The organism is Actinoplanes sp. NPDC051343 (assembly GCF_044455125.1).
Taxonomy (GTDB): domain Bacteria; phylum Actinomycetota; class Actinomycetes; order Mycobacteriales; family Micromonosporaceae; genus Actinoplanes.
The window spans coordinates 89307-103556 of the sequence record NZ_JBITEL010000009.1 but is presented as its reverse complement, the minus strand read 5'-3'; the positions used below and the strand labels follow the sequence as shown (position 1 = coordinate 103556).

The following is a 14250-nucleotide window of genomic DNA, read 5'->3' as shown; positions in this document are numbered from 1 at the left end:
CGAACCGCCGGGGCTCCGAAGAAAAGGGGGCGACTCAGCCGCGCGCTTCGAGCGCCTGCTTGTAAAGGCGCCCGGCCCGGTAGGACGACCGGACCAGCGGCCCGCTCATGACCCCGGCGAAGCCGATCTGCGTGGCCTCGGCGCTCAGCTCGACGAACTCCTCCGGCTTCACCCACCGCTCGACGGGGTGGTGCCGCGGCGTCGGGCGCAGGTATTGCGTGATCGTCACCAGCTCGCAACCGGCGTTGTGCAGGTCGCGCAGGGCCACCGAGATCTCCGACCGCTCCTCGCCCATGCCCAGGATCAGGTTGCTCTTGGTGACCAGCCCGGCCGCCCGGGCCTGGGTGATCACGTCGAGCGAGCGCTCGTAGCGGAAGCCGGGCCGGATGCGCTTGAAGATGCGCGGCACGGTCTCGACGTTGTGGGCGAGCACCTCGGGCGCCGCACCGAAGACCTCGGCCAGCTGGTCGGGGTCGGCGTTGAAGTCGGGGATCAGCAGCTCGACGCCGCACCCCGGCTGAAGCTTGTGGATCTGGCGGACCGTTTCCGCGTAGAGCCAGGCGCCGCCGTCGGGCAGGTCGTCGCGGGCCACCCCGGTGACGGTCGCGTAGCGCAGGCCCATCGTGGCCACCGATTCGCCGACCCGGCGGGGCTCGTCGGCGTCGAACTCGGCCGGCTTACCGGTGTCGATCTGGCAGAAGTCGCAGCGGCGGGTGCATTGGTCACCGCCGATGAGGAAGGTCGCCTCGCGGTCTTCCCAGCACTCGTAGATGTTGGGGCAGCCGGCCTCCTGACAGACCGTGTGCAGGCCTTCCTTCTGCACCAGCCCGCGCATCTGCGTGTATTCGGGGCCCATCTTGGCTTTGACCTTGATCCACGGAGGCTTCCGCTCGATGGGAGTTTCGGCGTTGCGCGCTTCGATGCGCAGCATGCGGCGGCCCTCGGGAGCAATAGTCACGCCCCGAGGCTACGCCTGAATAGGGCGGTGCCAAGACAGGGGCGACGAGGCTCACGTGAACGGTGATGTGACTGCCCTCACCCGTACGCCGTAAATTGCCTTTCTCCTGCAGGTCCCCGAACGTTAAGGTTCGTCGACGGCAGTGACGGAGCCAAGTAACGCCCCGATCGGCCGGCCGAGAGAGCCACCACGAGCTGTGAAGGTGGCCCGTGCGCCGGGGCGTGAAGACACTCAAGAGCCGTTGCACGACCAAGAGGCGCCCGCCGATCAAAGGAGGCGCGAAGGTGTGGTGGCACCGCGAGGTTCCCGCTCGCCCACACCTCCCTGGGGCCGCGTTGCCGACCAGAGGAGGTCCCACGTTATGCAACGCATCCTCTCCAGCCAGCTCAAGGCGCACATCGGCGCGACCGTCACGGTCGCGGGCTGGATCCACCGCCGGCGGCTTCTCAAATCCGTCGCGTTCCTGATCTTGAGGGACGCCGAGGGCCTGGCGCAGATCGTCGTCTCGTCGACCGAGGCGAGGGCGCAGCTCGAGGACCTCACCGAGGAGAGCGTGGTCGAGGTCACGGCCACGGTGACCGCCAACGAGCAGGCTCCGGGCGGCGTCGAGCTGACCGAGCCGGCCGTGACACTGCTGGCGAAGGCGGCCGAAATACCGTTTGAGCTGCACAGACCCGCTCTGGCCGCGACCCTGCCGACCCAGCTCGACCACGCGGCACTCGCGCTGCGGCACCCGGCCCGCCGGGCGGCGTTGAAAACCGCCGCCGCCGCGGTCGCCGGTTTCCGCACGGCACTCACCGAGCAGCGCTTCGTCGAGATCCAGACCCCGAAGATCGTGGCCAGCGCCACCGAGTCGGGCGCCGACGTGTTCAGGCTCGACTACTTCGGCCGCCCCGGCTACCTGGCCCAGTCACCCCAGTTCTACAAGCAGATGATGGTCGGGGTGTTCGAGCGGGTCTTCGAGGTCGGCCCGGTGTTCCGCGCCGAGCCCAGCGACACCGCCCGCCACCTCGCGCAGTACACGTCGCTCGACGCCGAGATGGGCTTCGTCGCCGACCACCGCGACGTGATGGCCACGCTGACCCGGACGCTCAGCGTGATGATGGCGACCATCACGGCCCGCGCCCGCACGCAGACTCCCAAGGTGCCGTCCGAGATCCCGGCGGTGCCCTTCGCCGAGGCGCTGCGCATCGCCGGGGCGTCGCCGGACGAGCCCGACCTGGCGCCCGCCGACGAACGCGCGATAGGCGAATGGGCGCTGCGGGAGCACGGTTCGGAATTCGTTTACGTCACCGGTTATCCGATGCGGAAACGGCCGTTCTATACCCACCCCGACCCGGCCGACCCGACATATTCGAACGGGTTCGACCTGCTTTTCCGGGGCCTGGAAATCGTCACCGGAGGCCAGCGCCTGCATCTTTATGACGACTACGTCAAGGCTATTCGGGCGATGGGGGAGCCGCTGGACGCGTACGAGGGTTATCTCGACGCGTTCCGTTACGGAATGCCGCCGCACGGCGGCTGGGCGATCGGCCTGGAAAGGTTCGTCGCGCGCCTGCTCGGCATCGCCAACGTGCGCGAGGTGACAGCCTTCCCGCGCGACCTGCACCGCATCAAACCCTGACGATCGCTTACGGCCGCGGGGCGCGGCCTTCAGATGTACGCGCCGAGCCCCGCCCGCCCGCACGGATCTGATCGGGTCGTCAGGCCAGCACCGCGATCGTCACCACGACGACGATCACCAGCGGGACGACCGTCATGGAGATCAGAATCGCCCAGGAAATGCCGTGGGCGTAGTTGAGCGACACCCCACCGCCCTCCTTGGGCACGAACACGCGTCCGTCCGTCGGATCCCGGTAGAAGACCATCAGAACAGGGTAGACAGGTGGCTCTCGACCACCGGCAGCGCCTCGGCCACGGTCACGTCGCGGCCGAGTTCGGCGCTGAGCGACGTCACCCCGGCGTCGCGGATGCCGCACGGCACGAACCGGTCGAAGTTGGCCAGGTCGCAGTCGCAGTTCAGGGCGAACCCATGCAGGGTCACCCCACGCGCGACCCGGATGCCGATCGCCGCGATCTTGCGGTCGGGCCGGGTGCCGTCGCCGCGGACCCAGGCCCCGCTGCGCCCGTCCACCCGGGAGGCGGTCACCCCGAACTCGGCGCACACATCGATCAGCATCTGCTCGACCCGGCGCACGTAGGCGACCACGTCGATCGGATCGGCCAGCTTGAGGATCGGGTAGCCGACCAACTGCCCCGGCCCGTGCCAGGTGATCTTGCCGCCGCGGTCGACGTCGACCACCGGGGTGCCGTCGAACGGGCGGTCGGCGGGCTCGGTGCGCTTGCCCGCGGTGAAGACGCTGGGATGTTCCAGCAGGAGGACGGTGTCGGGCTGGTCGCCGGCAACCACCGCCTCGTGCCGACGCTGCTGCTCGCTCCAGGCCTCGCGGTAGTCGACCAGGCCCGGGCGCAGCACGGTGAGCGTGGGTGTTGTCACGGGACCCACACTAACGCCGTGCCTACCGGTCGATCGGATCGAGCCCGGGACGGATGCGCCACACCAGCACGTCGTCGACGTGCTCGGGCGGCCCCAGCAACTCGGTTGTGGTCGCCTCGAGCGCCGCCCGGTCGAGCATCCCGGTCGGACCGGTCACCGACGCGGTCAGGAACACCGCGTCGATGTTCCAGTAGGCGAAGTCGTCGCGCGCCCACTGCCGGTCGCGATTGGTGATGTTGGTCTGGTAGCCGTAGAACGCGGCCCGCAGGAACAGCCAGTCGGTGTGCCGGGGCGGCGCGCTGATGCGGCCCCGCACCTCGCCGTCCTGGTCCGGCGCGGCCTCCGGGCCGAGGAAATATCCGTCCGGGATGCGGAACTGCGGGCCACCCCGGGCCATCGTGTAGGCCTGCCAGCGCTGGGCGTCCGCCGACACGTTGAGCCCGAACGGCAGCGCGCTGATCACCCCGTTGTCGGGCACGAACTGCTGCCAGGTGCCGTCGGCGATGAACCGCGGCTCGGGTGCCCGGTCGGAGACGAGCACCGGCAGCGGGAAGAGCGGCACCAGCGCGACCGCGAACCAGGCCGCGAAACCCATGGTCGCCCGCGGGCCGGGCCTGCCGTCGAGCAATTCCTCGGCCAGCAGTGCCAGCACCACCCCGAAGACCCCGACCAGCACCAGCGAGAACCGGGCCGGCAGGGCGGCGTCGAACAGCGGCAGGCGGGTGAGGATCGCGTACGGCAGGGGGATCGGCGTGACGGTGCCGAAGAACTGGAACCGCGGCCCCCACGAGATGACGACGAAGACGCCTCCGACGATCATCAGCGCGCGCAGGGTGGCCCGCCGGCCCGGGTCGGCCCGCTTCCACAGCAGCACCAGCGCGGCGATCACCAGGACGATCAGGGGCGCCCCGAAGAACGACGTCTCCTCGGTCGGGTTGGCGGCCAGGGAGTTGCGCAGCCCGGCCACCGCGGCCAGCGAACGGTCCGCGTACGCCAGGTACGACGCGAAGTCCTCGGAGTAGTCACGCTGGCTGAACCCGGTCTTGCCGAAGGTCTGCGGCCCGGCGAAGTGCATGTAGAGCGGGTAGGCCAGAAGCGCACCGGCCACCACCGCGGCCACCGCCAGCCCGGCCAGCACCCCGGGCAGCGCGGCCCGGGCCTCGGCCCGGGTCGGCTTCTGCAGCGCCCAGGCGACCACGAACACCCCGCCGGCCAGCGCGGTGAAGAACAGGCCCTCGGCGGCGATCGAAAAGCCGAGCCCGAGCGCCGCTCCGAGCGCGACACCGTTGCGCAGCCAGCCGAGGCGGCCGTCCGCCCTCAGCTTGAACAGCCGCCACAGCACCAGCGGGGCGATCCAGCCGGACGTCCAGTTGAGGTGACCGTTGGCGTGCGAGACGAAGCCGGGCGCGAACCCGCAGAACAGCCCGGCGGCCGCGGCCGCGAGCCGATGGCGGACCACCCACCGGCTGAGGAACAGGAACCAGGCGTACGCCGAGCCGGCCAGGTTGAGCGTGAGCACGGTGACGAAGCTGACCTGCGGGCCGGCCAGCTTGGTGAGCGGCGCGAGCACGATCGCGTAGACCGTGATCGACGTGTTGGCGGCCAGGTTGACCCCGAGCGGGGCGTTCAGCAGCGGGGTGAAGAACGGGTTGCCGCCGTGCTGGAGCAGATAGACCCCGTACCCCAGGGTCCATTCGAAGAACGACTGGTCGCCGACGTTGCCCGCGATGGTGTGCCCCTGCGGGTCGATCCACAGCCCGTACGTGACGTAGAAGGCCATCGCGAGCGCGATGACCGCCACGATGACGTGGGCGCGCCAGGCCCGGGCCGTGGGCCGCGCGGGAGGCGCGGGCCGGTCCTCGGACGATGACGGGGCAGGGGATTTGGCGGCGACGGACATCAGCCGCAGGTTAGCAAGCTCACGCCGAAGGTTCACGATTCAGCGCGTTCCGGAGCGCGCTGTCGATGTCGGCGTAGGTGAACCGGAACCCGGCCCGCTCGAGCACCGACGGAAGCACCCGCTGGCTGTTGCGGATCTCGCCGCCGAATTCGCCGAGCGCGGCCCGGATGACCACGCTCGGCACGACGAGCAGGGCCGGCCGGTGCACGGCCCGGCCGAGCGCCTTGGTGAACTCGGCGTTGGTGACCGGTTGCGGCCCGACCATGTTGACCGGCCCGGCCACCTCGTCGTGGGTGAGCAGGAACTCGGCCGCGTCCATCCAGTCGGCCAGCCCGATCCAGGGCATCCACTGGCGGCCGGCGTCGATGCGGGCGCCACCGCCCAGTTTGAACGGCAGCAGCAGCGGCTTGAGCAGCCCGGCGCCCGGGTCGAGGACCAGCCCGGTGCGCATCGGCACGACGCGGGTGCCGGCGTCCTCGGCCGGCCGGGCGGCCGCCTCCCAGACCCGGCACACGTCGGCCAGGAACGTGCGGCCGGCCGGCTCCTCCTCGGTCACCTCGCGGTCGCCGGTGTCGCCGTACCAGCCGACCGCCGACGCCTGCAGCAGCGTGCCCGGCCGGTCGGCCGCCGGCAGTTGCTTGATCGCGCGGGCGATCGTGCCGGTGCTGTCGACCCGGCTGGAGCGCAGCAGGCTCTTGTAGCGCGGTGTCCACCGGTGGTCGCCCACGCCGGCGCCGGCCAAGTTGATCACCGTGTCGGCCGCCGCGACGACGGCCGGGTCGAGCCGCCCCTGCGAGGGCTCCCAGGTGATCTCGTCGGGCTCCGAGGCCGGGCGCCGCACCAACCGGGTCACATCGTGCCCGCTCGCCCGCAGCCGCTCGACCAGCCGCGTGCCGAGGAAACCGGACGCGCCGGCCATCAGGATCCGCATGACTGCATCATTCCCGATCTAGAACAGGTTCAAAACGAAGAAGCGCGCCGGGAGTTCCCGGCGCGCTTCGTTGCGTACGCAGTGTCAGATGCCGAGCTCGGCCTCGAAGTGTCCGGCCTCGAGGCGCTCCTTCAGCGTGACCAGGAAGCGGGCGGCGTCGGCGCCGTCCACGATCCGGTGGTCGTAGCTGAGCGCCAGGTACATCATCGAACGCGGCACGATGATCTCGCCCAGCTCGGGGTCGTCGATGACCACGGCGCGCTTGACCAGGGCGCCGGTGCCGAGGATGCCGACCTGCGGCTGGTTGATGATCGGGGTGTCGAAGAGCGCGCCCCGGCTGCCCGTGTTGGTCAGCGTGAACGTGCCGCCCGACAGCTCGTCCGGGCTGATCTTGTTGTTGCGGGTGCGGTCGGCCACGTCGGCGATCCGCTTGGCCAGGCCGGCCAGGTTGAGGTCGCCGGCGTCGCGGATCACCGGGACGATCAGGCCCTTGGGCGTGTCGACCGCGATGCCCAGGTGCTCGCCGTCGTGGTAGGTGACCGTGCCGGCCTCGACGTCGATCGACGAGTTGACCACCGGGTGCTGCTGGAGCGCCTCGATCGTGGCCAGCGCCAGGAACGGCAGGTAGGTCAGCTTGACGCCGTGCTTGGCCTGGAACGCCTCCTTGGCCCGGGCGCGCAGCTGGGCGACCCGGGTGAGGTCGACTTCGACCACCGTGGTCAGCTGGGCCGAGATCTGCAGCGACTCGACCATGCGCCGGGCGATGGTGGCCCGGGTGCGGGTGAGCTTCTCGGTGCGGCCGCGCAGCGGGCTCGGTGCCGCCTTGGCCGGGGCGGCCGCGGGAGCCGACCGGGCCGGAGCGGCCGCGGGAGCGGCCTCGGCCGCCGCAGCCTTCTCGGCCGCCTTCTCGGCCGCATCCAGCACGTCCTGCTTGCGGATGCGCCCGCCGACGCCGGTGCCGGCGAGCGACGACAGGTCGACGCCCTTGTCGGCGGCCAGCTTGCGGACGAGCGGCGTGACGTATCCGGCGTCGCCGGCGCCGTTGGCCTTGACCTGGGTGGGGTCGGGCGCGAAGCCGGTGGTCGGCGCGGGCGGCTCGGCCTCCGCCTCGGCCTTGGCCGGGTCGCTGGAGACCTCGGCGGCCGGGGCCGGCTCGGAGTAGGACTCGCCGGCCGGTGACAGGTCGGGCGCGGGGGCCGACTCGATGCGCGGCGCTTCCTCGGCCGGCGCCGACTCCTGCTGGGGAGCCGGAGCCTGCTGCGGAGCCGGAGTCTGAGCGGCCGGGGCCTGCTGGGCCGGGGCCTGCTGGGCCGGGGCCTGCTGGGCCGGAGTCTGCTGGGCCGGAGTCTGCTGGGCCGGAGTCTGCTGGGCCGGAGTCTGCTCGGGGGCCGGAGCGGCGGCGGGCGCCCCGCCCGGGGTGCCGATGATGGCGAGGTCGGCGCCGACGTCGGCCGTCTCGTCCTCCGGGACCTTGATCTCGAGGACCGTGCCGGCCACCGGCGACGGGATCTCGGTGTCGACCTTGTCGGTGGAGACCTCGAGCAGCGGCTCGTCGACCTCGATCGTGTCGCCGACCTGCTTGAGCCAGCGCGTCACGGTGCCCTCGGTGACGCTCTCGCCGAGCGCCGGCATCTTGACCGCGGTGCCCTCGGCCGCCGAGGACGCGGTCTGGGGCGCCGGGGCCTCCTCCTCGACCGGCTTCTCGGTCGACGGAGTGGTCGGAGCGGCCGGCTCCGGCTCGGGCTCGGGGGCCGCCGCCTGCTCCTGCGCCGGGGCCGGCTCGGATGAACCGGCGTCCTCGCCCTCGCCCGCGATGACGGCGAGCTCACTGCCGACGTCGGCGGTCTCGTCCTCACCGACCACGATGCGGGTCAGCACACCCGCGGCGGGCGACGGGATCTCGGTGTCGACCTTGTCGGTCGAGACCTCGAGAAGGGGCTCGTCGACCTCGACGCGCTCGCCCTCCTGCTTCAGCCAGCGCGTGACGGTGCCCTCGGTGACGCTCTCACCCAGCCGCGGCATGGTGACCGATGTCGGCATGTCTCAGAACTCCTTAACCGCTTCGTGGACCAACGAGATCAGCTGTGGGCGTACTGTCAGCTGTGGGCGTGTAGGGGCTTGCCGGACAGCGCGAGGAACGCCTCGCCGAGCGCCTCGTTCTGCGTCGGGTGAGCGTGCACGAGCTGGGCCACCTCTTCCGGGAAAGCCTCCCAGTTGTAGATCAGCTGCGCCTCGCCGACCTGCTCGCTCATCCGGGCGCCGACCATGTGCACGCCGAGCACCGGCCCGTCGTTCAGCCGGACCAGCTTGACGAAGCCCTGCGTCTTGAGGATCTGGCTCTTGCCGTTGCCGCCCAGGTTGTAGTTGTACGTCGTGACCTTGTCAGCGCCGTACTGCTGTTTGGCCTTGGCCTCGGTCAGACCCATCGAAGCGACCTCGGGGTCGCAGTAGGTGACGCGCGGGATGCCGGTCTCGTCGATCACGGCCGGGTGCAGCCCGGCGATCTCCTCGGCGATGAAGATGCCCTGCGCGAAGCCGCGGTGCGCCAGCTGCAGGCCGGGCACGATGTCGCCGACCGCGTAGATGTTGCCGACGCCGGTGTGCAGCCGCTCGTTGGTGATCACGAAGCCGCGGTCGAGCGTGATGCCCTGCTCCTCGTAGCCCAGGTCGGAGGTGCGGGCTCCGCGGCCGACCGCGACCAGCAGCACCTCGGCCTCGACGGTCTCGCCGCCGGCGATCGTCGCGCGGACGCCGTTCTCGGTGTGCTCGACCTTCTCGAACGGCTTGCCGACCTTGAAGTTGATCTTCCGCTTGCGGAACGCCCGCTCGACCTGCTTCGAGATGTCCTCGTCCTCGAGCGCGACCAGCCGGGGCAGCGCCTCGATGATCGTCACGTCGGCGCCGAACGACTTCCAGACGCTGGCGAACTCGACGCCGATCACGCCGCCGCCGAGCACGATCGCCGAGGACGGCACGCGGTCGAGCTTGAGCGCGTGCTCGCTGGTGATCACCCGGGTGCCGTCGATCTCGAGGCCCGGGATGGTCCGCGAGTAGGACCCCGTCGCCAGGATGATGTTGCGGCCGGTGATGCGCTGGCCGTCGACCTCGACGGTGTCCTTCGCGACCAGCTTGCCGTGGCCCGCGATCTGGGTGATCTTGTCTTGCTTGAGCAGACCCTGCAGCCCCTTGTAAAGCCGCGAGACGACGCCTTCCTTATAGGCGTTGACGCCCGCCATGTCGATGCCGACCAGGTCGGCCTTGATGCCGAACTGCTCGCTCTCGCGGGTCTGGTCGGCGATCTCGGCGGCGTGCAGCAGCGCCTTGGTCGGCACGCAGCCGCGGTGCAGGCAGGTGCCGCCCCATTCCGCCTCGTCGATCAGCGCGACCGACAGGTTGAGCTCGGCCGCGCGCAGGGCGGCCGCATAACCACCGCTGCCGGCGCCGAGGATGACGAGGTCGAAGGTTCCGCCGTTCGGCTGGCTCACGTTGACTCCAGAGGTCGGGTCGTCGCCATGTGGGTCACACAATGGAAGACAATGCGTCCACGCCATCTTGTCACTTGGATAACCGGTCAATGCACTCAGGTGCCCCGCGACATGCGGCCGGGACGTACCCTTGCGGCAATTGAGCGTGAGGAGCGGGAAGTGGCCTGGTTTCGGCGCGGCAGAGAGCCGCGTGGGGTACGGGTGACACCGGTCGACCGGGCCGACTTGGACTACCTCGCCGAGTTTGTCCGCTCGCGCCGAGGGGTCGAGGCATTCATCGAACCCCGCACCACCGTGACCGAGACCACGCTGTTGCTCGTCGCACACGACGGCGAGTGGACCCGCCGGCGCATCGAGTCGCCCGAGGTCGCCCGCCGCTTCGCCCACCAGCTGTCGATGCCGGTCTACGACGTCCGCCTGCTGGGCTACCCGCCACGCATGCGCGACTACAACTCGCGGCAGAAACGCCGCCCGCAAGGCGCGGGCGACGCTTCGTGACCCCTCTTGTCGCTTTTCGGATTGCTGATGACAGGCTTACGCCAGGTCGTCGATCAGCTTGAGGAATGTACGCACGGGAACACCCGTACCGCCCTTGCTGATATAGCCCGACGGCTCCCCGGTGTGGAAGCTCGGGCCCGCGATGTCGATGTGCGCCCACTCCACGCCGTCGGCCACGAACTCCCGCAGGAAGACACCGCCCTGCAGCATGTGCCCGGCCCGGTCGAGGCTCGCGTTGGTCTGGCAGATGTCGGCGATCTCCGACTCCATGCCCTTGCGCACCTCGTCCGGCAGCGGCATCGGCCAGGCCGGCTCGCCGACCGCGTCGCCCGCCGCCTTGACGAGCGAGGTCGCCGCGTCCGAGCCCATCAGCCCGGCCACCCGGGTGCCCAGCGCGATGACCTGGCCGCCGGTCAGGGTGGACGTCTCGAACACGTATTCCGCACCGTCGGCGCAGGCCCGCGCGATCGCGTCACCCAGCACCATGCGGCCCTCGGCGTCGGTGTTGAGCACCTCGACCCGCTTGCCGTTGAACATCGTGATCACGTCGCCCGGGCGGTACGCCGAGCCGGACGGCATGTTCTCCGCCATCGCCAGGTAGCCGGTCACCGCAACGCCCGGCTTGAGCGCGGCCACCGCGAGCAGCGTGGCGCCGACCGCGGCCGCACCCGCCATGTCCGACTTCATCTCCCACATGCCGGCGTTCGGCTTGATGCTGATGCCGCCGGTGTCGAAGGTGATGCCCTTGCCGACCAGCGCCACCTTCTTGGGGTTGTCGACGCCCTCGGGGGTGTAGGTGAGCTTGACCAGCCGGGGCGGCGCCTCCGAACCCTGCCCGACCGCCACGATGCCGCCGTACCCGCCGGCCTTGAGCGCCTCGAAGTCGAGCACCTCGACCTCGAGGCCGGTGCCCTCGGCCGCCGCCGCCACCGCGTCGGCGAACTGCGGGGGCCGCAGCAGGTTACCCGGCTGGTTGACCCAGTCGCGGGTCTGCCGCACCACCCGGGCGACGACCTCGGCCCGGGTGAGCTCGGCAGCCGCCGCGGTGTCGCTCGCGTCGGCCACGTGGATCTGCAGCGCCGCGACCGGGTCGCGCCTGGTCTTCGACGGCTTGGTCTTGTAGCCCGCGAACTTGTACGACCCGAGCAGCGCACCCTCGAGGATCGCCCGCAACACCCCCGGGCCGTCCGCGTCGTCCGGAACCGGCAGGGCCAGCGCCACCGTCCCGCTGCCGGCCAGCGCGCGCACCGCCGCGCCGGTGCCCCGGCGCAACGTCTCCGGTGCCGGGGCCGAACCGGACGGCTCGTCGCCCAGGCCGACCGCGACCACCAGCGGCGCGGTGATCGTGCCCAGGGTGGCCAGCTTCGTCACCTCGCCCGCCGCCCCGGTCGCGCCGAGCAGCGCGAGGGTCGCGGTGAGCCGGCCGTCGAAGGCCGCGGCGATGCTCTCCGCGCCGGCGGCAGGCAGCAGGGTGCCGTCCTCATCGGGCTGGCTGTGCAGGCCGATGACGATGGCGTCGACGGTCAGTTCGGCCGGGTCGGTGTCGACCAGGCGAAGGCTGGGCAGGCTCACTCGGGCTCTCCGGGCATCTGGATTGCCGGGCGCCTGGTGGGCGCGCCGGTCGTTTCGGGTGGGGTGTCCCCGCGACTCTAACCAAGGGCGAGGTCACGGGTAAGTTGACTCTCATGTCTGGCGAGGTCACCGATGCCCTGTTCCGTTCGCCCCTGCATGAGCGGCACGTCGCGCTGGGCGCGAAGTTCGCCGCCTTCGGCGGCTGGGAGATGCCTTTGGAGTACGCCGGGGGCGGCGTTCTCCGCGAGCACGCGTCCGTACGCGAGGGGGTCGGCGCCTTCGACGTCTCGCACCTCGGCAAGGCTCGCGTTCGCGGGGCCGGCGCGGCCGAGTTCGTCAACTCCTGCCTCACCAACGACCTCGGCCGGATCAAACCCGGGCAGGCGCAATACACGCTCTGCTGCGCCGAGGACGGCGGCGTGGTCGACGACCTCATCGCCTACCTGATCGCCGACGACGAGGTGTTCCTGATCCCCAACGCGGCCAACACGGCCGAGGTGGTGCGCCGTCTGGCGGCAGCCGCCCCCGAGGGCGTCACGATCAGCGACGAGCACCAGATGTACGCGGTCCTCGCCGTACAGGGCCCACGCTCGGTCGAGGCGCTGACCCACCTGGGCCTGCCGACCGGCCACGACTACATGTCGTTCGTGCAGACCGGGCTCGGCGAGGCCGACGTCATCGTGTGCCGCACCGGCTACACCGGCGAGCACGGCTACGAACTTGTCGTTGCATCCGACGACGCGGTCACGGTGTGGGACTCGCTGGTCGCCGAGGGCGTGCAGCCGTGCGGCCTGGGCGCCCGCGACACGCTGCGCACCGAGATGGGCTACCCGCTGCACGGCCAGGACCTGTCCCGCGAGATCACCCCGGTGCAGGCCCGGTCGGGCTGGGCGGTCGGCTGGGACAAACCGGCGTTCTGGGGCCGCGACGCGCTGCTGGCCGAGAAGGCGGTCGGCGCCCGGCGCACGCTGCGCGGCCTCGAGCTGACCGGCCGCGGCATCCCCCGCGGCCACATGACGGTGTACGCGGGTGGCCAGGCGATCGGCGAGACGACCAGCGGCACCTTCTCGCCGACCAGGAAGGTCGGGATCGCGCTGGCGCTGCTCGACACCGCGGCCGGGGTGGCCGACGGCGACGTCGTCGAGATCGACATCCGCGGCCGCAAGGTCGAGGCGCGGGTGACCCGGCCGCCGTTCGTGCAGACCTCGGTGCGGTGAGCCTCACCTACGCGCAGATCAGGTCCTGGGTGCTGGCGCTGCCGGGCACCCGGGAAGTCTTCGTCGAGCGCTGGAACGAGCACACGCTGCGCTACGGCGAGAAAATCTTCGTGATGGGCGACCCCGACTCCACCTTCGCCTCCGTCAAAGCGTCGCCGGAGGAGCAGGCCGAGCTGATCGCGGGCGCACCCTCGGTGTACGCGAAGTCGGCCTACGTGGGCCGCTTCGGCTGGGTGCGGGTCGACCTCGGCCGGGCCGACCCGGAGGAACTGCGACGGGTCGTCGAGGACGCATGGCGGCGAACCGCGCCGAAGCGGGTCGTGAAGGCGTACGACTCAGCCCAGGGACAGGCCGATCAGGGCCACCGTGGTGGCTAGCTCGACGGCCGCACCCAGTACGTCGCCGGTGATGCCGCCGAACCGGCGTACCGCATGTCGCACCAGAAGGACCACGACGGCGCCCGAGGCAACGACGGCGGCCGGCCCCTGCCACGGACGGTCCGGGGCCGCGGCAATCGCCGCTCCCGCCACCAGGACCGCGCCGACGGCTGCGACCGGCACCGGCACCGTGCCCGCGACCAGCGCGCCCAGGCCCTGCGGCCGGGCCGCCGCAACACCGCGGCGGCAGGCGATCGGAATCGCGAGCCGGCCCGCCGCCCAGGCCACGACGACCCCGGCAACCGGCATCCCGGTCAGGGCGCCCGCCTGGATCAGCACGGTGACCGCAATGGCGGCGACGCCGAACGGGCCGATGTCGGCCTTCTTCATGACGGCCAGCGCCTCGTCGCCGCGGCGGTAGGAGCCGAGCGCGTCGATCGTGTCGGCCAGCCCGTCCAGGTGCATGCCCCGGGTCAGCAGGCCGGCGGCGGCGACGGCGACGCCGGCCGCGACCAGGCCGGGCGCGTGGGCCTCACGGAGCAGCCACAGAATCCCGCCCAGCACGAGCCCGAGCAGCGCGCCGACCGCGGGCGCGACACTCATCGCAACCCGGGCCGCGGCCCGGTCGACGCGGCCGCCGCGGATCGGCAGAACGGTCAGCGTGGTGAACGCCAGCCGCAGCCCGTCGATCACTCCTCGGTCGTCGCCGGGCGCCTCGGCTCAGCGCCCGCCGCCGAGCCCCCGGGCTGACCGTTTGCCTCGGCCGGGGTGCCGTCCGGCCGGGCATCCGCCGCAGCCGCCGCCGAGCCGCCGGG

Annotated in this window: 13 protein-coding genes; 4 read left to right on the top strand and 9 right to left on the bottom strand. The window is 71.4% G+C overall.

Features of this window, described 5'->3' with window-relative positions; translation table 11 throughout:
* Positions 1-34 precede the first annotated feature (34 nt).
* Positions 35-958, bottom strand: a complete 924-nt coding sequence (lipA, locus tag ACIA5C_RS28395; protein WP_396059873.1) for a lipoyl synthase — start codon at positions 956-958, stop codon at positions 35-37.
* Positions 959-1319: 361 nt separating this feature from the next.
* On the opposite strand from lipA, the gene aspS reads away from it, so the two are divergent.
* Complete coding sequence (gene aspS, locus ACIA5C_RS28390) at positions 1320-2582, top strand: aspartate--tRNA(Asn) ligase (RefSeq protein ID WP_396059871.1); 1263 nt, start codon at positions 1320-1322, stop codon at positions 2580-2582.
* A gap of 79 nt (positions 2583-2661) precedes the next feature.
* On the opposite strand, the gene ACIA5C_RS28385 is transcribed toward aspS, so the two are convergent.
* The 6 genes from ACIA5C_RS28385 to lpdA all read right to left on the bottom strand — a co-directional run bounded on the left by ACIA5C_RS28385 (position 2662) and on the right by lpdA (position 9771).
* A complete protein-coding gene (locus tag ACIA5C_RS28385) occupies positions 2662-2826 on the bottom strand; it encodes a peptide ABC transporter substrate-binding protein (RefSeq protein ID WP_396059869.1) in 165 nt (54 codons plus the stop codon).
* On the bottom strand, positions 2826-3455 hold the full coding sequence (gene lipB, locus ACIA5C_RS28380) for a lipoyl(octanoyl) transferase LipB (RefSeq protein ID WP_396059867.1): 630 nt from the start codon (positions 3453-3455) through the stop codon (positions 2826-2828). The genes ACIA5C_RS28385 and lipB overlap by 1 nt, the downstream gene beginning before the upstream one ends.
* A 22-nt stretch (positions 3456-3477) precedes the next feature.
* Entirely contained in the window at positions 3478-5355 is a 1878-nt protein-coding gene (locus ACIA5C_RS28375; protein WP_396059865.1) for a DUF2079 domain-containing protein, read from the bottom strand.
* A gap of 19 nt (positions 5356-5374) precedes the next feature.
* Positions 5375-6286 (bottom strand): TIGR01777 family oxidoreductase, encoded by a 912-nt coding sequence (locus ACIA5C_RS28370; protein WP_396059863.1) that lies wholly within the window; start codon positions 6284-6286, stop codon positions 5375-5377.
* An 84-nt stretch (positions 6287-6370) separates the two neighbouring features.
* Positions 6371-8326: a 2-oxoglutarate dehydrogenase, E2 component, dihydrolipoamide succinyltransferase gene (gene sucB, locus ACIA5C_RS28365; RefSeq protein ID WP_396059861.1), complete on the bottom strand. Its 1956-nt coding sequence runs from the start codon at positions 8324-8326 to the stop codon at positions 6371-6373.
* A 56-nt stretch (positions 8327-8382) separates the two neighbouring features.
* The gene (gene lpdA / locus ACIA5C_RS28360; protein WP_396059859.1) at positions 8383-9771 is read right to left on the bottom strand and encodes a dihydrolipoyl dehydrogenase; all 1389 of its coding nucleotides are present in this window, start codon (positions 9769-9771) and stop codon (positions 8383-8385) included.
* 111 nt (positions 9772-9882) lie between these two features.
* Between lpdA and ACIA5C_RS28355 the strand changes: the two genes are divergently transcribed.
* Positions 9883-10269 carry a hypothetical protein gene (locus ACIA5C_RS28355; protein WP_396059857.1) on the top strand — a complete coding sequence of 129 codons (387 nt, stop codon included), beginning with the start codon at positions 9883-9885 and terminating at the stop codon, positions 10267-10269.
* 36 nt (positions 10270-10305) lie between these two features.
* Here the strand turns inward: ACIA5C_RS28355 and ACIA5C_RS28350 are convergent, their stop codons facing one another.
* The gene (locus ACIA5C_RS28350; protein ID WP_396059855.1) at positions 10306-11841 is read right to left on the bottom strand and encodes a leucyl aminopeptidase; all 1536 of its coding nucleotides are present in this window, start codon (positions 11839-11841) and stop codon (positions 10306-10308) included.
* A gap of 113 nt (positions 11842-11954) precedes the next feature.
* On the opposite strand from ACIA5C_RS28350, the gene gcvT reads away from it, so the two are divergent.
* Together gcvT and ACIA5C_RS28340 are read left to right on the top strand one after the other, a co-directional pair.
* A complete protein-coding gene (gene gcvT / locus ACIA5C_RS28345) occupies positions 11955-13058 on the top strand; it encodes a glycine cleavage system aminomethyltransferase GcvT (protein WP_396059853.1) in 1104 nt (367 codons plus the stop codon).
* Complete coding sequence (locus tag ACIA5C_RS28340; RefSeq protein ID WP_396059851.1) at positions 13055-13435, top strand: MmcQ/YjbR family DNA-binding protein; 381 nt, start codon at positions 13055-13057, stop codon at positions 13433-13435. Before gcvT ends, ACIA5C_RS28340 begins: the two co-directional genes overlap by 4 nt.
* Here the strand turns inward: ACIA5C_RS28340 and ACIA5C_RS28335 are convergent.
* The gene (locus ACIA5C_RS28335) at positions 13394-14128 is read right to left on the bottom strand and encodes an adenosylcobinamide-GDP ribazoletransferase (RefSeq protein WP_396059849.1); all 735 of its coding nucleotides are present in this window, start codon (positions 14126-14128) and stop codon (positions 13394-13396) included. The genes ACIA5C_RS28340 and ACIA5C_RS28335 overlap by 42 nt on opposite strands.
* Positions 14129-14250: the final 122 nt, after the last annotated feature.

Excerpts from the sequence above, each read along its gene's own strand:
- ACIA5C_RS28385 (WP_396059869.1), bottom strand. The coding sequence starts at position 2,826 with ATGGTCTTCTACCGGGATCCGACGGACGGACGCGTGTTCGTGCCCAAG.
- sucB (WP_396059861.1), bottom strand. The coding sequence starts at position 8,326 with ATGCCGACATCGGTCACCATGCCGCGGCTGGGTGAGAGCGTCACCGAG.
- ACIA5C_RS28355 (WP_396059857.1), top strand. The coding sequence starts at position 9,883 with ATGCGGCCGGGACGTACCCTTGCGGCAATTGAGCGTGAGGAGCGGGAA.
- gcvT (WP_396059853.1), top strand. The coding sequence starts at position 11,955 with ATGTCTGGCGAGGTCACCGATGCCCTGTTCCGTTCGCCCCTGCATGAG.
- aspS (WP_396059871.1), top strand. The coding sequence starts at position 1,320 with ATGCAACGCATCCTCTCCAGCCAGCTCAAGGCGCACATCGGCGCGACC.
- ACIA5C_RS28370 (WP_396059863.1), bottom strand. The coding sequence starts at position 6,286 with ATGCGGATCCTGATGGCCGGCGCGTCCGGTTTCCTCGGCACGCGGCTG.
- ACIA5C_RS28375 (WP_396059865.1), bottom strand. The coding sequence starts at position 5,355 with ATGTCCGTCGCCGCCAAATCCCCTGCCCCGTCATCGTCCGAGGACCGG.